Raw genomic sequence first — 25,015 nt, 5'->3', positions numbered from 1 at the left:
GTGGTGTGACGAATCGAACTACTTGCCGAACTCATTTCGGATTGCGCCGCTGTGTTGGCCTAGGCCTGGAACAGCGCCAAGCGTCCGTTCTTCACCGCGGAAGTGGGCCGGAGGGGCAACCAGGCTGGCGTCGCCACGCTGCGTGGACACGGTCGCTCGACGTAATTGTGGGTGCTTGGACAGCTGCGTCACGTCATTGACGGAGGCGAAGGCAATTCGCGCTTCCGTCAGTGCCGTGATGGTGTCCTGCTTGGACCTTGTTGCGAGCGTGGAGGCGATTTCGCGGTCCAGCTCGACTCTATGTTCAACGCGAGCGAGGTTGGTTTGGAACTCTAGGCGCTCCAGCAAGTCGGGTCGTTTGAGTACTTCCTGCGCAAAACGCTTCCACTCGCCATCGTTCTGCACGCCAATGAGAACGGTTTCCTCGCTGCCCAAAGCTCCGCCAACAGGGAAGGCGCCATATGGAGCAATGGTCGGGTGTGAAAGCCCGACCCGCGGCCAGATCATTCCTGCGTACTCATAGTGCAGCAATGGGACCGTCATCCAGTCGCTCATTGCATCAAACAGCGAGACGTGGATCGCACTACCTTCTCCGGTGCGCTCGCGTTTCATAAGCGCTTCCAGGATCGCCGCATGGGCGTACATACCGGTTGCAACGTCACAGGCGGACACGCCGATGCGGCCGGGCGCCTCAGGAGTGCCAGTAACGGACGCAATCCCGCTTTCAGCTTGGACCAACAGGTCATAGGCGCGCATGCCGGCGTACGGCCCTTGCTCGCCGTAACCTGTGATGTCGCAGGTAATCAGGCTGGGATGAAGAGCTCGCATCGCTTCCCAGCCGAATCCGGCCCGCCTCGCCGCCCCGGGGCCTAGGTTTTGGATCAGTACATCGGCTTGGCCAATCATGCGCTGCAGCAAATCGGCGTCCGCGGGGTTGGCGAAGTCAAGGACGACAGACTCCTTTCCACGATTGAGCCACACAAAGTAGGTGCTATCGCCGTTCACCGCTGAGTCATAGCCGCGAGCGAAGTCGCCTTCAGCGCGCTCTATCTTGATGACCCGCGCGCCCGCATCGGCTAGGCGGGAAGAGGCGTACGGCGCGGCAGCTGCTTGCTCTACCGCTACTACCAGTATTCCTTCCAACGGCAACGTCATGGTGTCTCCATATGTAATGTAGTCATCGCCTGCACGCCGAGCGGACGGCATTCAGCCGAACTTGAAAATAATGCTACGCAGTAGTATGTTTTTGGTCAAGCCCGAATCGCGAACCTGCCCGGCAGGTCCGCTTTCGGTGTAGCTGCATCACTTTCGACCGATAAGGCAAGAGCCAATGAACCAGTTGCGCCCGGACTTAGACCACCTTTCCCTCCCATTCTTCGAGGCACGACATCGGGATGACGCCGCGCGAATCATCCGTTGGGTTGACGAGGTCTTCCCCTCGATTCCAGCGCCGACAACGTGTGATGAGATTGACCTCCATTGCCGAACCTTGGTCAAGAGCTTGGGGGACGCGGGAATTCTTCGGTTCTGCGTGCCCCGGCCAAACGCCTCTGGGAAGTCCGGCATCGACTCTCGGTCTCTATGTCTTGCCCGGGAACTTCTGGCGCAGTCGAGTGCGTTGGCGGATTTCAGCTTCGCCATGCAGGGGTTGAGTACCGGGGCAATTTCGTTGGCTGGGACGGAAGAACAGAAGGCGACCTATCTCGACGAAGTAGCGTCCGGCAACCTGGTTGCTGCATTTGCATTGTCCGAGCCAGACGCAGGGTCGGACGTCGGCGGAATGAGTTGCGAGGCGGTTCCGAAGCCGGGCGGCTACGTCCTGAATGGGGAGAAGATGTGGATCTCAAACGGTGGTATCGCTGACTTCTATGTGGTGTTTGCGCGCGCACCAGGAACAGCTCGTTCCGCCGGAATCTCTGCCTTCATCGTGGATGCGTCCGCACCAGGCTTGGAGGTGGCGGAACGGATCGACGTCATATCGCCGCATCCGCTAGCGAGACTGAGATTCAACGACTGCTTCGTAGGCGCGGCCAAGCGCTTGGGAAGCGAAGGAGACGGTTTCAAGCTGGCAATGCGCACTCTGGATATCTTTCGAACGTCGGTGGCCGCTGCAGCACTGGGGTTCGCACGCAAGGCGTTACGGCTCGGAGTGGATCGATCCTTGTCACGAAAGATGTTCGGGGGGGTCCTGGCGGACATGCAACTGACCCAGGCGACGCTTGCGGACATGGCAACGTCTGTGGAGTCGTCAGCGATGCTCGTCTATCGAGCGGCTTGGTTGCGCGACCAAGGCGTTCCCACGCCGCGGGAGGCTGCAATGGCAAAGCTAGTTGCTACGGAATCAGCGCAGCGCGTAGTCGATTCTGCCGTCCAGCTCTGGGGCGGCGCTGGCGTGCGCGCTGGGGCGGAGGTAGAAGCCCTGTATCGCGATGTTCGCGCGTTACGCATCTACGAAGGTGCTAGTGAAGTACAGCGCCTCATTATCGGCGGCGGTCTCATCAGAGAGCATCGTTGACCGTCCCCGACACATACAAGAAACAGGAGGCAGATATGGCAGGTACGCTGGAAGGGATTCGGGTAGTCGACATCACGACCTTCGTTTTGGGCCCAGTGGCGACACAGATGCTTGGCGACATGGGGGCAGATGTCATAAAGGTCGAGCCGCCCGAAGGAGATCCCACACGAGGAATTGGAGGGAAGAAGTCCCCAGGAATGGGTTCATTCTTCCTGAATCTCAATAGAAACAAGCGAAGTGTGGTCATAGATTTGAAGAGTTCCAGTGGAAGGTTGTCCCTGCAAGAACTCGTGGCGAGCGCAGACGTCGTCGTCCACAATATGCGAAGCGGTGCGGCGGAACGACTCGGCGTCGACTATGCCTCGTGTCGCAAGCGAAATCCAAAGGTCGTACACGCGACAGCACAGGGGTTCGGTAAAGGAGGTCGGTACTTTGATCGGCCAGCGTACGACGATGTAATCCAAGGATTGAGCGGCATCCCTGGAATAAACCGCCGGATGAGCGGAACGACGGGCTACATCCCGATGTTGATGGCAGACAAGTTGTGCGGTGTGTACTTGCATTCCGCAGTCATGTCTGCGCTTTTTCATCGAGAGCGTCACGGGGTAGGGCAAGCCGTGGAGCTTCCGATGTTTGAGACGATGACGAGCTTCAATCTGCTTGAGCACATGGCTGACCACGTCCATGTGCCGAAGGAGGGCGAAGCCGCACCCCCAATCGGCTACGGCCGAGTGTTTAGTAACGTGCATCGTCCGCTCTCGACGCGAGATGAGCCAATCTGCATCATCGCGAATACCGACCAGCAATGGAACCGCCTGTTCGAGGTACTCGGTAAGACCGAGTTTCGGCACGATGATCGTTTCGCAACCATCGGAAAACGGATGGAGAATGTGGCAGACCTGTATGACCTGGTAGAAAGCGCGTTGAGAGAGAGGTCGAGAGAGGAATGGCTCATCGCGTTCGCCGCCGCGGATATCCCTGCTGGGCCTGCTAACGACCTTCAGGACGTTCGCGGCGATCCTCACTTGTCTGACGTCGATTTCTTCCAGATTCTCGACCACGATTCCGAAGGGCAGCTTCTAATGATGCGAAATCCGCTGCATTTTTCCGAGTCGCCCCCGTCGTTGCGCTGTGGCCCCCCTCGACTCGGCCAACATACCAATGAAGTGCTTGAAGGGCTTCGCACAATGAGAGTAGAAGGAGCGCGAGATTGAGCGCACCTTCGATACACCATTTGGTCGGCTTTGAGATACCCGACCAGTACCAGGACTATGATGAGCGCGATTCCATACTTTACGCCCTTGGGCTAGGGATGGGGCAACTAGTAGGCGATTCATCGGAATTGCGGTATGTCTACGAAAAAAATTTGACCGCGATACCGACACAGTTAGCTGTTCTCGCCGGCTCATCTGATTGGATGAGGGATACTAGGACTGGAATATGCTGGGAACAGCTAGTCGCACTGTCGCACGACCTTCGCTTGTCTCGCCCACTCTCAGCTAGCGGCAAGGTTTACTCGAAGACCGTGGTCGAAAATGTCTATGATCGTGGCATCGGACGTGGGGCAATCATCAAATGGAAACGAGTAGTCTATGACGCTACCAACGGCGAAGAGATAGGGACGATTGATGGTCAAGCACTGGCGCGCGGAGATGGAGGATTCGGAGGGGAACCTCCGATTCGTCGCGAGTTCCCAGGAATTCCGCAAAGGCAGCCAGACTACATCTCGGAACACCGAACACTTCCCGGCCAAGCGCTGATTTACCGGCTTTCCGGAGATTGGAACCCACTTCACGCAGATCCTGAAGTGGCTAGAGAAGCTGGTCTGGAAGCGCCGATACTGCACGGCCTCTGTAACCTAGGCATTGCTGCAGTGGCCATCGGTCGTACGTTGGTCGGTGGTGTTGGCAGTCTAATGGCCATCGGAGGACGGTACTCGAGCATCTTCTTTCCTGGAGATTCCTTGAGAACAGAAATCTGGCATGAGGACAGTGCCGTGCTGTTCCGCTGCATTTCGTGTAGAACGAAGCACGTGGTTATTGAGGATGGCCTCGCAAGCATCGCGAATGTCCATGGGAGCTGAGGGCTAGCGAAGTTAAGGCAACTCCGTGTTGAGGTGCCTGGAAAGATGGACGTGATTCGCGTTGGATCGATGTTGAATCTGTAGGACTCGGACAAGACGCGAGGTGACCGTCTTCATGCCGGTTCGCCAAGGGCATCCGCGGCACGAAGACAACGCAGGGAGTCAGGCGTTAGCCCACTCGACCGAGTTCTCGCAAGCGTTTGACTCTTTGTTCTTCCCGGGCGTAAGTGGAAGTCGCGAATTTCCTGTAATCATCGGAACCTAGGTAGTTGACCCGTTGATTCAACTGCTCCAGGACACGAGTGCTGGCAGGCGATTCCAACGCAAGTTTGAATGCATCCTGTATAACTTTGACTCTGGTGGGGTCTATCCCTTTTGGGCCGGCAATTCCATATGGGGAGTCGACCCAAACTGGATACCCCTGTTCGGCGATCGTTGGTAGCGTAGGAAAGCGGGCAATCCGTTTCTCGGTAAATGCGCCGATGTAACGCATCTTGCCGGACTCGATGTGTGCAACGGCGACCCCGGAGAGTACGGCTGCGTCGATGTGGCTCCCCAAGAGTGCGTTGACTACTTCGCTATCCCCTTTAAACGGTACGACGTTGACTTTAACCTTGGCAGCATCTACCAACTCCTCTGCTGCGATGTTGGGTGTCCCAAGCAGTCCTCCACCTGACCCGATGCTGAGTTTGTTTGGCCGCTGCATCGCATCCGCCACGAACTCCTTGAAAAATTTCCATGGGGCGTCGCTTCGTACCGCGATGCCGAATGTGAAGTCAGTTAGCAGGGCAATGTAGGTGAAGCTCGTTAGTGGGTCGTAGCTCGTCTTGTTTAGATATGGCTCGCGATAGACGGATTGCGGTATTACTGCGAGGGTGTATCCGTCAGCGGAGGCTCTGGCCAGTGTTGCTGCTCCAACTGATCCGTTGGCTCCAGGGCGGTTCTCGACCACGACGGGTTGTCCCAGTGTTTTCCGTGCTTCATCCGCAAGGACTCGGACAACTACGTCAGTGGGACCACCTGCTGGATACGGAATAATCAAAGTGATTGGTTTTGCTGGGAAGGAATCCGCTCGCGACGGGCCGGTAGCAAATGGAATACAGCACGCAGCAGCTAACAAAGTCCGCCGACGGGGCGAATGAACTGTCATGGTTGTCTCCGTTGTTCTGAATTTCTAGAGGAACTTTTGAGTGCCAGCCGGAGATGCGCGTGCTGCAGGGTGGAACCGTCGCGTACTGCGCGATCGTACCGGCACAACGATTCTTTCGGCGCGACCATTGGTTTGTCCAATATGGATAATGAATCCATCAATTCATTATCTGTATCGACAACTCTGCCCTAGTTCAAGACTGTGCTCGATGTCAGATCCCGGACAGTTGGTGAACCCAGTGCCGTTGGAGGTGCGCGTGGCCTGCTCCTCTTTTAGCAGTGCCTATATCGTTCAAGACGACAAGAATGTTCGGAGCTTGGAGACCGCTGGGTGCGTGAAAGGCCGGGTTGGGACCCGCTTCGTCATGGTTTTGTGGCTACAAGGGGCTTCATGGCGTGGGTCAAGCTGGCGGGCCAGTAGGCCGGGCACCACGCGGCTACCGAATCTCTACGGCGACCTCACCGATATCCGCAAATCGCGCCAGAAATTTGTCGCCTGTGCGGGCGGCAGCCAGGATATTGCAAGAACCTGAACTGACGATGTCGTCGCGGCGCAGCCCCATTGATCTCGCTCCCAGCCAGTTCGAGAGCCACGTGACCGCGTGAAGAGGATTGTCCATGACGTCCCTGGACGACCCTTGGCCGTGCACCTGTCCGTTTCGCATGAGCGTTACGTCGATGCCGTCTCGCAACCTTCGATTCCAGTCAGGAACCGATGCACCATGAATGTAGCGGCCGGAGGCGAAGCCGTCGGCATAGACATACAAGGGCGCAGGAAGCTGCCTGTTGGGGAACCGGCATTCTGCGACTTCGATGCCGATGCGCACGTCCCGGACGGCGCTCGTGACTTCATCCAAAGTGTAGGGCGCTGCCGTGGGGGGGAGGTCCTGGCCAATAACAAAGAAGAACTCGCACTCAATGACCGGATCCAGCAAAGCACTTCGTGCGAGGGTGGCCGGCTGAAACGTGTGGAACTGGGCGAAGGTAATCCCGCATACCGGTCCTGCTGTGCGAAGGCGCTCTTGAAGGCGGGCGTTAGTCGCTGCAATCTTCCAGCCAGATTGCGTCCAGGCTAGGGATTCGGCGACGTCAACCATGACTTCAAAGGCGCATACTTCGCCGTTGATTTCGAATAGTTTCTCCACATCGGTCACCTGGCGACCACTCGCTCGTGCTTGAGCCAGGGCCTGGACCAGCATCCTTCGCGAGCCTTCGATGTTGTTGAGGTTGGTCATAGCTTAGTCGATAGACGCGCCTGTCGCAGTGATCAGACGCTTCCAGGCTTCGGTTTCCGTCTTCATCTTTCGACGCAGGTCCTCTGGGGTGCGCTGTGACGGCAGGTTGAGCCCGCGTGCTTTCAGTTGGGCTTGTAGTTCGCCGTCGTCCTGAACTCGCTTGCTAAGTGCGACGAGGAATTGCTGGACCTCTGAGGGAATGCCAGCCGGAGCGAGCAGTGCGAAGAAGACGCTGACGTCGATGTCCTTCATGCCTTGCTCCTGCAAGGTACGGACCTGAGGAAGTAGCGCTGAACGTTCCGCCGAGGTCACGCCAAGGATCTTCAGCTTGTTGGCTTTCAGGAATGGATCGGCCGTAAAGACATCGGTGAAGGTCATCGTGACCTGATTTCCCAGAAGTGCTTGAAGTGCGGGGGCGGAGCCTTTGTACGGCACATGCATCAATGAAATTCCGGCAGCCTTTGCAAACAAGAGCCCCGAGAGATGAGTTGTCCCACCGCTACCCGCAGACGCAAAAGTTGCCGGATGCGCCTTGGAGTAGGCAATGAGCTCCGGGATCGAGTTGACGGGAAGGGCTTCGTTGACCAAGACCGCGTTTGGCATGCTGCCGAAATCGGCCACTGGTTCGAAATCTTTGAGGGGATTGAATTTCAGGGTTTTGTAGAGGCTCGGATTGATGACCAGTACGGGCGATGATCCGAATAGCAGCGTGTAGCCGTCCTTTGCCGCCCTGGCGACGTATTCGCCGGCAATGTTCCCGCTGGCGCCTGCTCGGTTCTCGACGACGACCGGCTGGCCGGCCAAGGTGCTCATTCGAGTTGCCACGGCGCGGGCTATCAGATCGGCCGGACCTCCTGCTGGATACGGTACGACAAACGTAATGGCTCGCGACGGAAAATCCGTTCGCGCGGCGGACCACGGCGCGGCCAAGGTCAGTGTCAGCAGAACCAAGCTTCGAATTGCATTCTTCATCGTTGTCCCCGTTTTTCGTAGTTTGTATATCTGGGGGTAATCGTACGGGCACGGGAGGAACTTTGATTCTGAATCTGATATGGATCGATACGAACTTTGTATTGAACGGGATGACGCGTTCTCTACCATGACGTTTCGTCACCACGCCGGTCGGGATTATGGAAAAACAATTGCAGTACGGGGCGCTAACCGCGCTCCGCGTCCTGGATGCGTCCAGAGTGCTTGGTGGTCCGCTAAGCGGGCAAATTCTCGCGGACCATGGCGCCGATGTCCTCAAGGTTGAAGGGCCAGAGGGAGACGATACACGTCAATGGGGGCCTCCTTATCTGGGGAGTAACTCGGCGTACTTTTCTGGAGCAAACCGCAACAAGACCAATACGGTGCTGAATCTGCGAGATGCGGAGGATCGTGCAAAATTCCTTGCGTTGGTCGACGAGTCGGATGTGTTGATCGAGAACTTCAAGCCCAGCACTCTCCAAGGTTGGGGTTGGAACCTTGAGACATTCCTGCAGCGCAATCCGAGGTTGATTCACTGTCGAGTCTCTGGATTCGGTGCGGACGGTCCGTACGGAGGGTTGCCTGCCTACGACACCGCCGTCCAAGCGCTATGTGGCCTCATGAGTGTCAATGGCGATGAGACCTCTGGGCCGTTGCGGGTCGGTCTTCCAGTTGTGGATATGACGACGGGTCTCAATGCCACGATTGGCATCCTTCTGGCATTGCAGGCACGCACCCAAACGGGGCGCGGTCAGCTTGTTGAAACCACGCTCTACGCGAATGCCATCTCGTTGCTTCACCCGCATGCAGGAAACTTCCTTTCGACAGGAAATTGTCCTCAGCCGACAGGGAACGCCCATCCGAATATCTACCCGTATGACCGATTCGAGACGGCAACCGGACCCATCTATCTGGCGGTCGGCAATGATACCCAGTTTCGAACATTGTGCAGCGAGTTGGATCTTGAGGATGTTGCACTTGAAGAGCACTTTGCAACCAATCCAGCGCGGTCTGTCAACCGTGGCGTGCTTAGGGTTGTCCTTCGGGCTGCACTGAGCGTACGTGATGGGCGCGCATTGGTCGACGTGCTGGTACGAAAGGGCGTACCTTGTGCCCCCATCAGTTCGGTTGAAGAGGCACTGCAGGACCCGCATACAGCCCATATGGGTTTACTTGTTGAAATGGCCGGCGGCTACAAAGGAGTGGCTTCGCCAATCATGCTGAGTGAGACGCCTCCGACGTATCGGATGCCGCCTCCTACACTTTGAAGAGGATGCCAATATGTCGTTCGACGAGATCAATGCTCGTTTTCCGTATGGCTCGAGGAAGCGTTACCACTTGCACCATCCGCATCTGCTTTGTGCTGACCTAGAGGCCACTATTCGGTTCTATAAGGAATGGTTCGATGCCGAGGTGGCGTGGGATGGAATCTACGCAGGGACCCGCAACGTCTTCATGAAGGTCGGCATCGGTGCTATGCACCTGTATGAGAAGCCGGTTGACACCTCGAAGAGAAATGCGGTGCACCATCTTGGCTTCCAGGTGGTAGGTCTCCAGGACCTGCATGACCGGATGAAGTCGGCTGGTCTGCATATTCCGTCAGGAGTACGATCGTCACACGGAGGCGGTTATTTCATGGTCGAAGCACCAGACCACGTCTTGCTCGAAATCTTCGAGCCTGGCCCTGAGCGGCCTGCGGACGTTCTGGCATACTACGGATACAACCAGCCAGAAGGAGAGCCGCGTTCGTAGTTGCAAGCGCGCGGCATATAAGAGCCGCGTATGCACAAGGAAGCGATTGAACTGCGTCACCTCCGCTATTTCGCAGCATTGGCGGAGGAACTTAGTTTCGGCAGGGCGGCGGCACGCTGTCACGTCTCCCAGCCACCATTCAGCGTGGCGATACAGCAACTCGAATCTTTTCTTGGCGTCACGCTGGTCACGCGGAGCAGCCGTAGTGTCGAGTTGACTGAGTCTGGGCGCCAGTTTTATCAGCGTGCTGTGGCACTCATCAGTCAAGCGAACGCTTCGTTTGACGAAGTCCGACGATTCGACGGTATGCTGGCGCAGCGTTTCAATGTCGGGTTCCACGCGTCAATGCTGTATCGCGGTCTAGGCGATGCCATTGGCGCGTTCCGCAGTCAGTTCCCGAATGTCCGCGTTTCACTTCATGAAATGTCGTCGATGAGTCAGCTCGACGGAATTCAACGAGGGGAGCTCGACGTCGGCTTCACGCACTCAATCGTCCCCCATCAGGAACAGCTGATTGATTGCACGACGCTCTTCAACGAGCGATTCGTGCTCTGTGCGCCGAAGCATTTTAACTTGCCGAACGAGCCGCTGGATCTGGCGCGCCTGAAGGATGAGAACTTCATCCTTTTTAACAGAAGCGCCTCGCCGTATTACTTCGATACCATCCTGAGTCTCTGTGTTGCAGCAGGTTTCTCGCCTCGGATCGAGCATCGGGTGAGTCAGTGGCTGACGGCGGTGTCCGCAGTCTCGATGGGCATTGGTGTGGCCATAGTGCCAGAGTGCCTTGTGACCACAGGTATCGGTGGTGTTATTTTCCGGGACATAGAAACGACAGTACGCTCGCCAGTACAGTACCTAGTTGCCAAGGATGCGAATGCGCAGTTTGCGAAAGCAATGCTAGAACTTGCGCGTATTCATATTCGCCCGTCGCGGGTTGCCAGCTGACAGCCATTCTTTGAGGAAGGTGCAGTGGGACCGCTCGCGGCTCCTTGTGGGAGCCGAAATTCTCACGACGCGCCGCGCGCCTTGGTGTGCATCATCGGTTCGGGCGACGCGACTGAGCGTGCCGACCACATAGGAAACACCCTGACTGACCACAGCTGATTGTTCCGATCGGACCGCATGGCCTGTGCGACGTCATTGACTGTGGTTCGTAGGCGTCAGAGCAGAGAACTATGCAGCGTTTCAACTTAGAGAAATGGCTAAATTCTCTCGTTGCCTACGGCTTGCGTGCCAGCTAGTTTCACAATGGTCCCCTGGGCAACGGCGCACAGTTTCTCGCCGTCACCCGACGCCACGAAGACATCGCATCGGCTCACAGCCTGAGTTTTTCCGTGGTGGATGCACTGGGCTCGCGCAACCAGGTAGTCGCCAATCGCCGGTCGAATATAGTTGATCTTCATCTCGGACGTAACAACCTGTGCGTTCATAGCCAGCGCGGCTGCAATCGTGAGTGAGTTGTCGGCTGCGTAGGAAACGACGCCGCCATGCACGAAGCCATACTGCTGCTTCAGGTCTTCACGAATCGGAATCTTAAGCTCGCACGTGCCGTCGCCAATTGACACAAGTTCTGCGCCGATGAGTATGGTGAAGGGTTGTGCGCTCAATCTCGCTTGCGCTGCTTGCAATGGCTGAGTCTGGGTCATGTCGTTGATTGTCATGAGCGGGGCAAGAAAGATCGCACGCTAGGAATCTAAGGCGGAGAGAAGGCAATGTGCTAGCCCCAGTTCGGGCGGCGCTTTTCTACGAACGCCGAGATGCCTTCGCGCGCATCATCGGTGTCGGCGACGCGGCAGAACGTATCGACCGCGTAGGAAACACCACGACGGTAGTCGCTGTCGACCGCTCGGTGGAATGCGGCTCTGCCAATGCGCATCGCAGAAGTGGACTTGCCAACTAACTTAGCGGCAAGTGATCGTGCTTCCTCAAGTACCTTGTTCACCGGGACGACACGATTCACCAGATGAAGGGCCTCTGCCTCGCTCGCAGTGAAGGAGCGCCCAGTAAAAAGTAAATCGAAGGCGACGTGACGACCTACGATGCGCGGCAAATGGGTAAAGTGGATCGCCGGCAACATGCCGACGTCAATCTCCGGGTATCCGAAGCTGGCATCCTCAGCCGCCACAATGAGATCGCAGGAGATGGCCAGGGTCATGCCGCCGCCGCGCGCAGCGCCACTCACCGCAGCGATGGAGGGTTTCCCGAGGCGATATTGTGCTTCTGATAGCTGTACGTAAAGCTTGTCCAGTAGCGTGTGGATGGCATCTGCCGAAGCGCCCTGCAGCGCGGCAATATCAAGCCCTGCACAGAATCGTTTTGGTACCGCACTGGCAACGATGACAGCTCGCGCCGAGTCGTCAGCGGCGGCGCGATCCAAGGCACGAATCAGAGCGTCAACCATCGGAACGGTCAGTGCGTTGACAGGCGCGTTATCAAGAAGAATTTCGGCGACGTTGTCGCGCACGGTGTAGGTGACTAGGGACATAGTCTGCTTAATATTGGGTTGGTCTAGGCTGCTGCAGTTGCCGTAGCAGATGCGATGGTGCCAGTGCGATGTAGGCCTTCGATCTGCTCTTGACTGAACCCAGCTTCGTGGAGGATTTCGTCAGTGTGTTCGCCTAGCAGCGGTGCAGGTCGGCTCGCCTGTCGTGCTTCCCGACGAAAGCGGACGGGCAGGCCGACATTTGAGACTGCGCCGAGGAGCGGGTGCTCCGTTTCGACGATCAACTGGCGGGCTTTCACCTGGGGATGTGCGAGAGCCTGGTCCAGCGTCTGGATTGGCGAGCAGGGCACACCAATTTTCTGTAGCGTTTCCAGCCAGTATGCGAGCGGTTGCGTCGAGAGACGAGACTGAACCAGTTCAACCGTTCGCGAGAAGTTCTGTACTCGAGCGGCATTGGTGGCGAAATCTGGATGATTTACCCAGTCTTCAAGACCGGCCACCGAGCAGAAGCGCTTCCATTGCGCGTCATTGCCGACGCCAAGCATCAACGGCCCATCGGCAGCATCGAATGCCTGGTAGGGCGACATGGACGGATGGGCAGTGCCCATTCGTTGTGGGGCCTTCCCGCTACGCCAGAAGTTCTGCGCCATGTAACCCATGAAACCGAGTGCGGTCTCCATGAGCGCCACTTCCAGGTACGTTCCTTTCCCGGTTGTGTGGCGCTCGAGGAGGGCAGCCAGGATGCCACTGAGCGCGTGCATGCCCGTGCCGATATCAACGGGCGAGAAGCTTGCGCGAGCAAATTTTCCACCTGGCTCCCCCATGGTGCTAATCATGCCGCTGAACGCTTGCAGCATGACGTCATAGCCAGGCTCATTACCAAGGGGGCCATCTCGCCCGTAGCCCGAGATTTCGCAGTAAATCAACCGGGGATTCAGTGCACTCAACGTGTCGTAATCCACGCCGAGCTTCTTTGCAGTACCGCCGCCGAATCCCTGCAGCACCACGTCGGCGTTGGCAGCCAACTGTTGCGCTATGCGTTGGCCGGCTTCGGTTTTGAGATCCAACGCGATGCTGCGTTTGTTGTGATTGACGGCCAGAAACACGGCAGATTGGCCTGTGTCCTGCGGCAGCCATCCACGCGTGTCGTCGCCGGAACCCGGCGGTTCTACCTTGATCACATCGGCGCCCAATTCGCCCAGATACTGGCCGCAAAGGGGGCCAGCGAGGACCTTGCTCAGGTCCAGAACCCGAATGCCTTTCAGTGGTTGCATGGCTTGCGTTTCCTCTCTCATTCCGGCTGGATGCCGAGCCCGCGTGCTACGTTCGTCCATCGCTCGGAGTCAGCGCGAACGAAGCTGACGACCTGGTCAGGGCGAGTCGGCATCGGTTCGGCGCCGCGATTGCGTAGCGCTGCAACGTATTCGGGGTCGTTGACCGCCTTCGCCGCAGCCGTTCGCAAGCGGTCGACGACGGCCTTGGGGGTCTGTACGGGTGCTTGTAGGGAGAACCAGAACTTCAGATCCGCGCCTGGATATCCGGCTTCCTTGAGGGTCGGGACGTCGGGCAGCATGGGGGATCGTTGCGCGGAAGTAATGGCAAGAGCTTTCAGCTTGCCGCCCTGAATCTGGCCGATACACGTGGTGAAGGAGTCGAAGACAAAGTCGACTTGGCCGGCCATCACGTCCGTGAGAGCAGGGGAGCTACCCTTGTACGGGACCGCTACCGCCTGGAAGCCGGCCTTTTTCTGAAGTAGCGAGCCATAGATATGAGGCGAAGACCCAGCGCCGAAGGTCGCATACGTCAACGCACCCGGCTTCGCCTTCCCTAGCTGCACTAGCTCTGCAAGGGTCTTCACCTTTAGTTTGTCAGGATGTACTACCAAGACATTGGGCATGGAGCCCGTCGTCGCAATGGGCACGAAATCTCTTCCGGGAAAGAAGCGTGCGTGTGGGTACATCAGCGGATTCACGGCTTGCATGGCCACGGTGTTGTGCAACAGCGTGTAGCCGTCATTGCCGCTATCGAGCACATGTTGGGCTCCAATGTTGCCGCTTGCGCCGGGCCGATTGTCGATGACGACTGGCTGGCCTAGTTCCTTCGAGAGTGCCGTGCCCAACAGACGGGCGATGAAGTCGGTGGGTCCACCGGCCGCAAATGGGACAACGATCCGGACGGGTTTGGTTGGCCAGTCAGCGGCAAAGAGCGGACCTGCCATTAGGGAAGCTGCTGCGCCAAGCAGCAATGTGCGTCGTGTCGGATTCATCAACGTCTCCTATGGTTTGCCGGTAGCATGACGATGCTCTGGCTATAAGTCCAAGACAGGATTTAGATATCCGGTATAAGATTTCGCGATACACACTTTTCCGAGGCGCATCATGGCTCTCGAACTCCGTACGCTGCGGGGATTTGTTACGGTTTGCGCGGCAGGCTCCATCTCTCGCGCGGCAGAGCGTTTGCACATCGCGCAACCGGCGCTAAGCCTCCAGATGAAGAACCTGGAGGAGGAGTTTGGTGCCGCGTTACTCGAACGAACACCGCGTGGCGTGGTGGTCACGGCTGCGGGCGAAATGTTGCTAGCGCATGCAACCGATATCCTCAGACGAGTGGATGTTGCGTACGAGGACATACGGACAGCTATCAAGCAACCACAAGGCCGAGTGGCCGTCGGGCTGCCGCAGTCCTTGGCAAAGCTATTGACCGTGCCACTCGTCAAGGAAGTCTGCGTGGAGTGGCCAGGCATCGACCTGCAGATCATCGAGCAGAGCACGGGATACATTCCGCAAGGCCTTCTTACCGGGCATGTGGACATTGGGATGACCTTTGGTGGAACGCCCGAGCCCGGTCTACGCGCCGATCGAGTGCTCGAAGAACGGCTATTGCTTGTCGGGCCGCCGGGCGAGCTATCGGCGCACGGTCAAGACGGCATCAACGCTGCAGTTAGCGTTCCATTCTCGCGATTGGGTGGCTATCCCTTGATTCTTCCGGCAGGACTGCACGGCCTGCGTAGCCTCATTGACCGGTTTAGCGCATCGCAGGACACCGAACTTCAGGTCATCGCCGAGGTGAACGCCATTCCAGAGCTCATAGCGCTTGCCGCTGCTGGCGCGGGCTTCACGATTCTGTCTCATGCTTCCGTGCAGGAAGAGTGGCGAGGCGGCCTTGTGTCCTGTGCTCGAGTTGCCGAAGAGGGGTTCACGCGACAGGTCTACATTTGCCGGGCGGCGACCCGACCGGTGTCCTTGGCTGTAACGAGCGTGTGGCAACGCCTTCTCGCGATAACCGCGCGGCTGGTAGAGGGCGGGCAGTGGCCGGTTCACCGTTTCAACGCTGGAGGGGAGGGAGCGGATATCCAGCGGTGATGGACTGAGCCTCGTTTCGCCCAACTCAACTCCTCGCCTGGCTGCCCGACCGCGCAGCGGTCTCATCAGGATCGGGAGTGGAAAGGAATAGCTCAAGCGTAGGTATCTGGTTATTCCGGGTACATTTCAGAGCGTGCACAGAAAAAGGGAATAACCTGAGCATAATCTCCCGAAAACATATCCTCGCTGCTTTAGTGAGGATATCCTTCTTGAGGTATGAAAGGGAATGCCGAAGGCCCCCTGCATGCATCATGTCGGCTCCTTCCACCATCCATAATCCCGGATGATTCCGACAGTCATTTCGAGCCACGGGCTATCTTCGCCCCCGTGCTGGTCGTCTCAGCTCTTCCCCCACAGTAACCAGTCTCCCCCCATCGCTGCCGTACCAAGCCGACCAATGGAGCGGTCACCACCGAAGCCTTCTCGCTTGTAAGGCTAGGCCCTCCCGTCGGGCGGCTTTGCGCGTCGGCCGACGTGTGACATAAGCGTATACCGCTCCGAGCTACCCATGATTGATACTAAATTCGATTGTTTTTAGTGGTTGGCTATTCTGGTTAGATATAACCATCAAAAACGGCTAGCCATGACACTTCATTTCACGATGCTGCTTCCAGCAACTACCTCAAGATTTGATTGTTTGACGAGCGGAAGTGATGGCTAGTACGTTCCGGCATCCGGGCAAAAGCCCGCTCGAGAGGGCTGTCTACACCGGAAAACGGAATAGGCCGCCCTATGATCGGCAGTTAGGATGTACGGGGTGTATCTCCCCAACTCCGGTCGCAAGGGAATGTTCCACCGGACACGTCAGACTTAGCCTTCCTTCGCCTTCTGTGTCAGAAACTCAATCAGGGTAGACACTGCACGCGTGCGATAGCGATCGGGCATGAATAGCAGGCGCATACGGTTACCAAACATGGAAATGTCCCATTCAGGAAGGACTTGAACGACGCGTCCTGTGGCGATGTGCTCGCGCACCAGAAAATCTGCCACAAGCCCCACACCCAATCCATCCAGGATTGCGTCGCGCAAGAACAAGAAATTGTCGGATGCGAGCGACGGTTCCAACGACAACTCTTGCCGTTGATGCTTGTGGGTGGCTGCGACGCGCAGTTGCTTGCCTATAAGGGATGCGGTTATCACCGGTAACGATCGCAAATCCTCGAGGTTACGGGGTATTCCGAACTCTGCAGCGAACTCTCGTGACACACAAGCTACTACATTAATCGGGCCCAAATCGCGAGTTTCGAGGTTTTGTGGCGGCTCCGATAGGACGCGAACGGCAATATCAACCTCATCTCGTATTAAATCCTGGATGCGATTTTCAAAAATCACGTCAAGATTAATGCCCCGATACAGTCGCTTGAACTGCAGGAGCCACGGGGACATCACAAGCTGTCCGTAGCCGTTTGGCACGGAGATGCGAATTCGCCCATTTAGCTCCTGTCCAACGGATGCGGCTTCTTCCGCCGCAGCCAATGCGTTGCGAATGACGCACCCCTGCTGATAGAGCCGGTGCCCAATTTCCGTTAGCTCCAGGCTGCGCGTCGTGCGCCTCAATAGTTGGGCTCCCACGCTTCGCTCCAACTGCCTGAGGTGGTAGCTCACGTTTGCGCGCGTCATTTTTAGTCGACGCGCCGCCGCACTGATGTTTCCAGCCTCGACGATCTCGACCAAGTGAAGAAGAGCAGTGATGTCCAAGTATCCCCCGCATACGCAAATCTGTTTTGCGAATCTGTCAACGTAATTTCAGAATTGTCAAATTTTCCTCGCGGAAAAACAATAGGCACGTCTGCAGAACACATATCGGAGGCGACATGACGTTGGAAGTGCCAGTGACCACCAAGAAGCCGGTGGCCTATGAGATCAGAGGGCGGGTGCTCGTCGTATCCATCGATAGCCCCCCGGTCAACGCGCTTGGGCTGGGTGTCCGACAGGGTCTTTCTGAGGCTTTGGATCGGCTCGAGGAAGACCAGAGCCTTTCTGCGATGTTGGTCGTGGGCGCTGGGGCGAACTTTATCGGCGGAGCTGACATTCGAGAATTTGGTAAGCCTCGTCAAGCCCCATTTGTGCGTGACATCTGTAGTCGGATGGAGACGTCGTCAAAGCTTGTCGTGGCAGCGATCCGAGGCGCCGCTTTGGGCGGCGGATTGGAGGTCGCGTTGAGCGCGCACTACCGCCTCGTCGTGGATGGAGCACGACTGGGATTGCCAGAAGTGCTGCTGGGCCTTTTGCCTGGATCGGGTGGTACGCAGCGTATGCCTCGCCTGATCGGTGTATCGGCCGCACTCGACCTTATGCTGACCGGCCGACACATTGGCGCGACTGAAGCGGTTGCTCTTGGATTGGCGGATCGCCACGTGAGCGGTGCCGATGCGGTCGGCAGTGGTGTGGCTTACGTCGAGGAACTGCTGGCTCAAGGCGCACGTCCTCGCCCAACACGTGACGCAACGGCTGTGCGTGGCGATGCAAGCGACGTAGAGGCGATCTCAACTGCGCGGAACGAACAGCGCAAACGTCATCCGATGCTTCTCTCGCCGCATCTTATTGTTGACCTGGTCGAAGCCACATCTCAATTGCCCTTTGATCCAGCGATGGAGATGGAGCTGGAGAAATTCCAGCAGTGCATCGATAGTCCACAACGTCGTGGCCTAATACACGCCTTCTTCGTCGAACGCGATACATCGAAAATTCCAGAGGCTACGAAAGGAAAGCCTCGAGATGTGAATGAAGTGGGGGTGGTCGGCGGTGGGACCATGGGCGCTGGCATTGCTATCGCAGCATTGAACGCAGGTCTCCGAGTGACGCTAGTGGAGCGAGATGAACCGGCGCTGCTGCGTGGGCTTTCCAACATCGAGCAAGTGTATGCCGGGTTAGTCGCGAAGGGGCGAATGACCAAATCAGACCAGAATGCCGTGATGGCACGTCTGGCTGGCTTCACTGACTTTGCCGCACTTGGCTTTGCCGATGTCGTCATCGAGGCCGCGTTCGAAGACATGAAGGTAAAGAAAGACGTATTTGGTCAATTGGATCAAGTTTGCAAGCCTGGTGCAGTGTTGGCTACAAACACATCCTACCTCGATATTGACGAGATCGCGAAAGCCACAAATCGTCCCGAAGACGTTATTGGGCTGCACTTCTTTGCGCCGGCTTACATCATGCGACTCCTCGAGGTTGTTGTGCCTCGGCAGGTGCATCCAGATGTGGTCGCCACCGCCTTCTCACTTGCTCGAATCCTGAAGAAGGTGGCAGTACGGGCGGGTGTCTGCGACGGATTCATCGGTAATCGCATCCTCTCTGTCTATCGTCGGGCGGCAGATTACATGATGGAGGATGGAGCGTCGCCGTACGAGATTGACGCAGCTATTCGAGCTTTTGGCTATCCAATGGGACCGCTCCAGGTTTCGGACCTTTCTGGCGGAGATATCGGATGGGCTACCCGTAAGCGGCAAGCGCAGACACGGGATCCAAAGCAGCGCTATGTACGTATCGCCGATCGGATTGCAGAGCAGGGATGGTTTGGGCAAAAGACGCGACGCGGTTGGTATCTCTACCCAGACGGCGCAAGGAAGGGCGTTCCAGACCCTGACGTGTTGAATATCGTCGACGAGGAGCGCAAGCGGTCCGGCATCGTCCCTCGAAGCTTCACGTCGGAAGAGATCCAGCGGCGCTACTTAGCTGCCATGGTGAACGAGGGTGCCAATGTTGTGCACGAAGAAATCGCACTGCGGCCGTTGGATGTAGACGCAGTGTTTGTGCATGGCTTCGGATTTCCACGCTTCCGGGGAGGGCCGATGCTCTATGCCGACATGGTCGGCCTACCGAAGATCCTGTCGGACATTGAAGCGTACGCGAAGGAAGACCCGCAGTTCTGGCGACCTTCTCCGCTTCTGCTCAGGCTCGTCTCGGAAGGGCGTGATTTCTCGTCCCTCAACACCCGTGATGCCTGAGCGTACCGACAGACATCCCTTTCAGACATCTAGATTCGTATCAGGAAATCCATGCGTGAAGCACTAATTGTATCGACGGCGCGGACGCCTCTGACTAAGGCAAACCGTGGCGCATTCAATCTGACGTCAGGCCCGACCTTGGCAGCCTACGCGTTGCGGGCAGCGGTTGAGCGTTCAAAAATTGACCCCAGCTTGCTCGAAGATTGCTTGCTCGGATGCGCGTTCCCGGAGGGGCCGACAGGCCGAAACGTGGGCCACCTGGCCGCCGTGCGGGCTGAGCTTCCGGTCAGTATTGCAGGGGCTACCGTCAACCGATTCTGTGCCTCCGGTCTCCAGGCGATTGCTATGGGGGCTGGGCGTATCGTCGCTGACGGCGCTGCCGCGGTTGTTGCGGGAGGCGTTGAAAGCGTATCACTCGTCAAATCGCGCGGCGCAGCCTCGGCAAACGATTTGGACGTGGATGCATGGCTGTTGAAGCACCGTCCCTCGATGTACATGCCGATGATCGAGACCGCCGACATTGTCGCGCAGCGCTACGGAATCAGCCGTGAAGCGCAGGACCGTTTCGCGTTGGAAAGCCAGCTACGCACCGCGGCAGCTCAGGAAGCGGGCCGGTTTGCACAGGAGATAGTGCCGTGCCGTACCACCATGGCGGTCTTCGACAAACAGGGCGTTGAGGTTGAGCGTACTGAAACTACTGCAGACGTCGATAACTGCAATCGGCCAAGTACGACGCTTGAAGGATTGGCTGCGCTTAAGCCTGTTCGTGGCGCGGAGCAGTTCGTCACCGCAGGCAATGCATCACAGCGCTCCGACGGTGCATCGGCTTGCGTGATGGTGGAGGCCCGTGAGGCTGAGCGCATGGGTTTGGAGCCGCTGGGCGCGTTCCGAGGCTTCGCCGTTGCCGGCTGCGAAGCAGACGAAATGGGCATCGGGCCGGTCTATGCCGTTCCAAAACTGCTCAAACGTCATGGGTTGACAGTGGACGACATTGGAATTTGGGAACTGAACGAAGCGTTTGCCTCGCAAGCATTGTATTGCCAACAGCGCCTCGGCATTCCGATGGAGCGGTTGAACGTAGATGGAGGTGCAATCGCTGTCGGTCACCCGTTTGGTATGACGGGCTCTCGCCTGGTGGGGCATGCCCTCATTGAGGGCCGCCGTCGCAAGGAAAAATACGCAGTGGTGACTATGTGTATGGGTGGTGGCATGGGCGCCGCAGGCCTGTTTGAGATCTTCTAAGTATTAAGGCGACGCTACTCATGGACCTGAAATATACGCCAGCGGAGCTCTCCTTCCAGGAGGAGGTCCGCAAGTTCTTGGCCGAGAATCTTCCCGAGCGCCTGTCGAAAAAAGTGGCAGCTGGCTCCCACCTGAGCAAAGAAGAGCATGAGGAGTGGCATGCGATTGTCAACCGCAAGGGCTGGCTTGCCACTCATTGGCCAGTGGAGTACGGCGGAACAGGATGGAGTGCCATTCAACGCTTCATCTTTGAACACGAGTGTGCCCTGGCGAACGCGCCCCGGATTATCCCTTTCGGTTTGAGCATGCTGGCGCCCGTCATCATTAAGTACGGAACCGAGGCACAGAAAAAGCACTGGCTTCCGAGACTTCTTGAAGGGAAAGACTGGTGGTCTCAAGGTTATTCGGAACCGAACTCGGGATCGGACCTGGCGAGCGTCAGAACGACAGCCATTCGCGATGGTGACGACTATATCGTCAACGGACAGAAGACTTGGACCACGCAGGGGCATTTTTCAAACATGATGTTCTGCTTGGTCCGAACCGATCCGGATGCAAAGAAGCAGAAAGGCATCAGCTTCCTACTCATCGACCTGACCTCACCAGGGGTCGAGATGCGTCCCATCATTACCTTGGATGGGGAGCACGAAGTAAACGAGGTTTTCTTCACGGACGTCCGAGTGCCACGAAGCAACCTAGTCGGTGAGGAAGATAAGGGGTGGGATTGCGCAAAATACCTGCTGACCTATGAGCGAACGGGCGTTGCTGGTGTTGGACACGCGTGCGCTTTGCTGGAAAGGGTAAAGCGAGCCGCGGGAGAACGCTTTCAGGCCGGAGTCCGACTCATCGAGTCTCCGAGCTTCGCCATGAGACTTGCAAAAGTTGAGATAGAACTCGAGGCCATGAAGACCACGAACTTGCGTGTTATCGCGGCAGTGAGTGGTGGCGGGGTACCGGGCGCTGAGAGCTCGATGCTCAAGGTCAAGGGGACCGAAATTCGACAAGAACTGACGGCGTTACTGCGGGCTATCCAGGGCCCGTACGCCCGCGTCATTCCGGATGCGAACGCAGATCTTTCCGCGCCAATGTACCCCGGCGGCCCTCGCAACGTGCGGGCCGGTGCGCTCAACTATCTAAACCAGCGGAAGCTCTCAATCTACGGCGGGTCCAACGAAATCCAGCGAAACATCATCGCGAAAGCAACGTTGGGGCTGTGAAAGCGCTAGAGGGAACATATGAACTTTGAGCATTCAGTTGAACGTCGCATGCTTGCCGATGTGCTAGACCGGTACATCCGCCACGACTATAGCTTTGACACCAGAAAGGAAATCCAACTCTCCAAAGAGAGGTTTAGTCGAAAGGTGTGGGAGCAGCTTTGCGAGATAGGGGTGCTCTCTGTCCTCTTTTCCGAAGAGGACGGAGGCTTCGGTGGAAGCGCGTTCGACATCTCCGTGGTCTTCGAAAGCCTCGGTCGCGGTCTGGTCTTAGAGCCGGTTATGGGCAGCGCTCTGTTGGCTGGGACGGTGCTTCTCGCCGCCGGCGATGCGGAGCATGTGTCCCTAGCCAACGACGTGACTAGTGGCGGCGCGATCGCCGCTCTTGCTCATGGTGAGCCGGAGAGCGGATACAACACGAGATACGTCTCTACTGGGGCGCGCAGAGAAGGCGGGAACTGGATTCTGAACGGCTGCAAGGCAAATGTTTCGCAAGGCCAGGTAGCGTCGACTTTCCTCGTAAGCGCCAGAACGTCTGGGAGATTCGATGATGAGGCTGGCATTTCGCTCTTTGTCGTTCCAGCGGGAGCGCACGGGATCACTACTCAGGAGTTGTCGACCTTCGACGGCGGCAAGATCATTGAGTTGACGCTAGATGAAGTGTGTTTGCCCGCGTCAGCCCTAGTTGGGCCGGAGGGAGGGGCCTTCTCGGCGATTGAGCTCGCACTTAGTAAGGGGACGTTGGCGCTGTGCGCGGAGGCCGTAGGCGCAATGGATGTAGCGCTCAATAGCACCTTGGAGTATTTGAAGACCCGCAAGCAGTTCGGCGTGCCTATCGGCAGTTTCCAGGCGCTGCAACACCGGATGGCAACCCTTGCCATTGAGATCGAGCAGGCACGTTCGGCTGTGATTAATGCCAGTGCCGCGCTGGATGGCAAGGATCGGGGCGCCGCCGAGCTCGCGCTTTCAGCTGCGAAGTACTTGATCGGGAAAGTTGGGACCATGGTCGCGGAGGAGTGTATTCAGCTACACGGCGGTATTGGCATGACCGACGAACTTCCTTTGTCGCACTACGCAAAGCGACTTCTCGCAATTGACCACGAGCTGGGAGATGCGACGTTCCATCTGGACCGATTCATAACACTAGGGAGGACTCAGTGATGACCAACCAACTTCTTCTGGTTGAGCGGAGAGACTCGGTCATTTCCGTTGTACTGAATGATCCGAAACGCAGGAATGCCCTCAGCCCCGAAATCTTCGAAGAGCTGAGTGACATTCTGGAGGTTACGGAGCATGACCTATCGATAGCTGCTGTGGTACTCAGCGGAGCCGAGGGGTTCTTCTCGGCAGGCGGCGATCTAAAGCAACTCGCGGCAAATCGGGTACTCCCTCCTGAGATTCGCATGGAAAGAATCGCGAAGCTCAATGGGATGATCAAGTGCCTACAGGGCGCACCGGTTCCTGTTATTGCTGCAATCGAAGGGGGAGCAGCAGGTGCGGGTATGTCATTGGCTCTGGCCTGTGACATGGTTGTCGCATCTCGCCAAGCCAAGTTCTCTGCGGCATATGTAAAGGCCGGTCTTACACCGGATGGGGGTATGACCGGCTCCCTTGCAGGAACTGTGTCGCGTCAGACCTTGTTCGAGTTGTGTGCGGTAGGTGCACCCCTGTCATCCGAACGCATGCAGGCCATCGGTGTGGTGAACCGGGTGGTCGAGGAGGGGGAGGCGGTTGAAGCTGCTTTGTCCCTGGCAGCCCAGTTTCACAACGTACCTCGTCGAGCGCTGGCGAGGATCAAGCGCCTGTCACACTCCGCGTACTCCCAGCCCTTTTCTGAGCAACTGGAGTTGGAGGGCAGTCTGATGGTTGAAAGCCAGGGAGACGAGGAGGCTGCGGAAGGAATCGCAGCATTCTTGGAGAAGCGTCCCGCTAACTTCAACCTATTGCGACAGTCACGATAGATTTCGAACGAGCCGATTTCGGCAGTCCGGTTCGGTTCGACGTGGGCCGAGTAGCGCTTGCCCATTGGACGAAAAGATCGCCATGCGCGAATCGAGCTCGCGGAAGGCAAGACAAGAACTCAGGAGACAGATTTTGCAGAACTCAAATTCGAGGCGTAGCTTCATTCAGAAAGCGGTAGCGTTGGGGGCCAGCGTCGGCATCCTTCCCGATGTACTCGCTCAAAATGGATGGCCACAGTCGCCCATCCAACTTATCGTCCCATTCAGCGCCGGAGGTGCTACTGATGTAGTCGCCCGGGCCTTTGCCAACGGATTGCAGGGGCGGTTGGGCAAGAGCGTCATTGTAGACAACCGTACTGGTGCAGGCGGGTCTATCGGCACAGCAGCAGTCGCGCGATCCAAGCCCGACGGACTAACGCTCACAGTTGGACTGACGTCGTCGCTGCTGGTGAATCAGTTCCAGTACAAACATCTGCCTTATGACCCCCGGAGGGATCTAGTTCTGGTTTCCCAGCTCGCCATTGCGCCTATGGCAATCTGCGTGAGCGAAAAGGTACCGGCTACTAACATGGCCGAACTGCGAAAGTACCTCGCCAGCCGAAAAGGCAAGGTTGCATACGGTTCGTACGGAAATGGGTCCTACTCGCATCTGGTGCTTGAGCATATGAATCGGACGCTAGGTGCGCAAATGACCCATGTCCCGTATCGAGGCGAAACAGCAGTTGTACAGGCGCTTCTAGGCAACGAGATCGACCTGGGAATCTGCAGCGGCGTGGTCGCGATACCTCAGGTCAAGGCAGGAAAAATCCGTGTTGTTGGAATTACGGGCCCGCAGCGTATGGAGGCCCTAGCGGAGATTCCGACGCTCATCGAGCAGGGTATGAAGGACGATGCATATCGCGTTGTCGGTTGGGTCGGCATGGCTGCGCCAACAAATACACCGGCTGAAATTATCGATCGCCTGGCGCGCGAGGCGGCGACGGTAATGAAGTCAGACTCTGTGAAAGAACGCCTGAAGGGCGTTGGCTTAGTCGCGGTCGGAAACTCCCCTCAGCAGTTCAAGGAAAACTATGACCGTGAATTTCAAGTATGGAAGCGGATGTTCGAAGCATCCGGAGCTACGGTACTAGACTAACCCAGAAG

22 protein-coding genes are annotated in these 25,015 nt (G+C 57.3%); 13 read left to right on the top strand and 9 right to left on the bottom strand.

Annotation, left to right across the window (positions count from 1 at the left end; all coding sequences use genetic code 11):
• Positions 1 to 18: 18 nt before the first annotated feature.
• Positions 19 to 1,155, bottom strand: a complete 1,137-nt coding sequence (locus A9J21_RS12555) for a CaiB/BaiF CoA-transferase family protein (protein ID WP_066736140.1) — start codon at positions 1,153 to 1,155, stop codon at positions 19 to 21.
• Between the two features lie 175 nt (positions 1,156 to 1,330).
• Here A9J21_RS12555 and A9J21_RS12550 point away from each other — a divergent pair, with 175 nt between their 5' ends.
• Genes A9J21_RS12550 through A9J21_RS30930 form a run of 3 tightly spaced genes read left to right on the top strand, consistent with a single transcriptional unit; the run spans position 1,331 to position 4,598 of the window.
• Complete coding sequence (locus tag A9J21_RS12550) at positions 1,331 to 2,515, top strand: acyl-CoA dehydrogenase family protein (protein ID WP_066736008.1); 1,185 nt, start codon at positions 1,331 to 1,333, stop codon at positions 2,513 to 2,515.
• Positions 2,516 to 2,550: 35 nt separating this feature from the next.
• Positions 2,551 to 3,729, top strand: coding sequence for a CaiB/BaiF CoA-transferase family protein (locus A9J21_RS12545; RefSeq protein WP_066736138.1), 1,179 nt, complete (start codon positions 2,551 to 2,553; stop codon positions 3,727 to 3,729).
• The gene (locus A9J21_RS30930) at positions 3,726 to 4,598 is read left to right on the top strand and encodes a MaoC/PaaZ C-terminal domain-containing protein (protein WP_156545836.1); all 873 of its coding nucleotides are present in this window, start codon (positions 3,726 to 3,728) and stop codon (positions 4,596 to 4,598) included. The genes A9J21_RS12545 and A9J21_RS30930 overlap by 4 nt, the downstream gene beginning before the upstream one ends.
• Positions 4,599 to 4,767: 169 nt before the next feature.
• On the opposite strand, the gene A9J21_RS12540 is transcribed toward A9J21_RS30930, so the two are convergent.
• From A9J21_RS12540 to A9J21_RS12530, 3 genes are all read right to left on the bottom strand, one after another.
• Complete coding sequence (locus tag A9J21_RS12540; protein WP_066736007.1) at positions 4,768 to 5,748, bottom strand: tripartite tricarboxylate transporter substrate binding protein; 981 nt, start codon at positions 5,746 to 5,748, stop codon at positions 4,768 to 4,770.
• Positions 5,749 to 6,184: 436 nt separating this feature from the next.
• Entirely contained in the window at positions 6,185 to 6,982 is a 798-nt protein-coding gene (locus A9J21_RS12535; RefSeq protein ID WP_066736006.1) for a 2-keto-4-pentenoate hydratase, read from the bottom strand.
• Between the two features lie 3 nt (positions 6,983 to 6,985).
• On the bottom strand, positions 6,986 to 7,954 hold the full coding sequence (locus A9J21_RS12530; protein ID WP_066736005.1) for a tripartite tricarboxylate transporter substrate binding protein: 969 nt from the start codon (positions 7,952 to 7,954) through the stop codon (positions 6,986 to 6,988).
• Positions 7,955 to 8,112: 158 nt separating this feature from the next.
• Between A9J21_RS12530 and A9J21_RS30925 the strand changes: the two genes are divergently transcribed.
• Genes A9J21_RS30925 through A9J21_RS12515 form a run of 3 tightly spaced genes read left to right on the top strand, consistent with a single transcriptional unit; the run spans position 8,113 to position 10,648 of the window.
• Positions 8,113 to 9,219 (top strand): CaiB/BaiF CoA-transferase family protein, encoded by a 1,107-nt coding sequence (locus A9J21_RS30925; RefSeq protein WP_082926380.1) that lies wholly within the window; start codon positions 8,113 to 8,115, stop codon positions 9,217 to 9,219.
• 13 nt (positions 9,220 to 9,232) lie between these two features.
• The gene (locus A9J21_RS12520; protein ID WP_066736001.1) at positions 9,233 to 9,703 is read left to right on the top strand and encodes a VOC family protein; all 471 of its coding nucleotides are present in this window, start codon (positions 9,233 to 9,235) and stop codon (positions 9,701 to 9,703) included.
• Positions 9,704 to 9,733: 30 nt separating this feature from the next.
• Positions 9,734 to 10,648, top strand: coding sequence for a LysR family transcriptional regulator (locus A9J21_RS12515; RefSeq protein WP_082926379.1), 915 nt, complete (start codon positions 9,734 to 9,736; stop codon positions 10,646 to 10,648).
• Between the two features lie 257 nt (positions 10,649 to 10,905).
• Here A9J21_RS12515 and A9J21_RS12510 read toward each other — a convergent pair whose 3' ends face one another.
• The 4 genes from A9J21_RS12510 to A9J21_RS12495 are packed head-to-tail and all read right to left on the bottom strand — an operon-like array spanning position 10,906 to position 14,412.
• Positions 10,906 to 11,364, bottom strand: a complete 459-nt coding sequence (locus A9J21_RS12510) for a PaaI family thioesterase (protein ID WP_082926378.1) — start codon at positions 11,362 to 11,364, stop codon at positions 10,906 to 10,908.
• A gap of 56 nt (positions 11,365 to 11,420) precedes the next feature.
• Entirely contained in the window at positions 11,421 to 12,188 is a 768-nt protein-coding gene (locus A9J21_RS12505) for an enoyl-CoA hydratase/isomerase family protein (protein ID WP_066735999.1), read from the bottom strand.
• Positions 12,189 to 12,211: 23 nt separating this feature from the next.
• Positions 12,212 to 13,420, bottom strand: a complete 1,209-nt coding sequence (locus tag A9J21_RS12500; protein WP_066736132.1) for a CaiB/BaiF CoA-transferase family protein — start codon at positions 13,418 to 13,420, stop codon at positions 12,212 to 12,214.
• A 17-nt stretch (positions 13,421 to 13,437) separates the two neighbouring features.
• Entirely contained in the window at positions 13,438 to 14,412 is a 975-nt protein-coding gene (locus A9J21_RS12495; protein WP_066735995.1) for a tripartite tricarboxylate transporter substrate binding protein, read from the bottom strand.
• A 112-nt stretch (positions 14,413 to 14,524) separates the two neighbouring features.
• Here A9J21_RS12495 and A9J21_RS12490 point away from each other — a divergent pair, with 112 nt between their 5' ends.
• Entirely contained in the window at positions 14,525 to 15,508 is a 984-nt protein-coding gene (locus tag A9J21_RS12490) for a LysR family transcriptional regulator (protein WP_066735992.1), read from the top strand.
• A gap of 810 nt (positions 15,509 to 16,318) precedes the next feature.
• Here the strand turns inward: A9J21_RS12490 and A9J21_RS12485 are convergent.
• On the bottom strand, positions 16,319 to 17,206 hold the full coding sequence (locus A9J21_RS12485; protein WP_066735990.1) for a LysR family transcriptional regulator: 888 nt from the start codon (positions 17,204 to 17,206) through the stop codon (positions 16,319 to 16,321).
• Positions 17,207 to 17,322: 116 nt separating this feature from the next.
• Between A9J21_RS12485 and A9J21_RS12480 the strand changes: the two genes are divergently transcribed.
• The 6 genes from A9J21_RS12480 (at position 17,323) to A9J21_RS12455 (ending at position 25,007) form a co-directional block, all read left to right on the top strand.
• Positions 17,323 to 19,455 (top strand): 3-hydroxyacyl-CoA dehydrogenase NAD-binding domain-containing protein, encoded by a 2,133-nt coding sequence (locus A9J21_RS12480; protein WP_066735985.1) that lies wholly within the window; start codon positions 17,323 to 17,325, stop codon positions 19,453 to 19,455.
• A gap of 51 nt (positions 19,456 to 19,506) precedes the next feature.
• A complete protein-coding gene (locus A9J21_RS12475) occupies positions 19,507 to 20,697 on the top strand; it encodes an acetyl-CoA C-acyltransferase (RefSeq protein WP_066735983.1) in 1,191 nt (396 codons plus the stop codon).
• 20 nt (positions 20,698 to 20,717) lie between these two features.
• The gene (locus tag A9J21_RS12470; RefSeq protein ID WP_066735981.1) at positions 20,718 to 21,914 is read left to right on the top strand and encodes an acyl-CoA dehydrogenase family protein; all 1,197 of its coding nucleotides are present in this window, start codon (positions 20,718 to 20,720) and stop codon (positions 21,912 to 21,914) included.
• Positions 21,915 to 21,932: 18 nt separating this feature from the next.
• Positions 21,933 to 23,072 carry an acyl-CoA dehydrogenase family protein gene (locus tag A9J21_RS12465; RefSeq protein WP_066735979.1) on the top strand — a complete coding sequence of 380 codons (1,140 nt, stop codon included), beginning with the start codon at positions 21,933 to 21,935 and terminating at the stop codon, positions 23,070 to 23,072.
• Positions 23,072 to 23,872: an oxepin-CoA hydrolase, alternative type gene (locus A9J21_RS12460; RefSeq protein WP_066735977.1), complete on the top strand. Its 801-nt coding sequence runs from the start codon at positions 23,072 to 23,074 to the stop codon at positions 23,870 to 23,872. Before A9J21_RS12465 ends, A9J21_RS12460 begins: the two co-directional genes overlap by 1 nt.
• An 82-nt stretch (positions 23,873 to 23,954) precedes the next feature.
• On the top strand, positions 23,955 to 25,007 hold the full coding sequence (locus tag A9J21_RS12455) for a tripartite tricarboxylate transporter substrate binding protein (protein WP_156545834.1): 1,053 nt from the start codon (positions 23,955 to 23,957) through the stop codon (positions 25,005 to 25,007).
• Positions 25,008 to 25,015 lie beyond the last annotated feature (8 nt).

The sequence above is a fragment of the Cupriavidus sp. D384 genome (assembly GCF_001652915.1).
Lineage (GTDB): Bacteria > Pseudomonadota > Gammaproteobacteria > Burkholderiales > Burkholderiaceae > Cupriavidus.
Note: the sequence above shows the minus strand (reverse complement) of the source record. Positions and strands in the feature narration are given on the sequence as shown.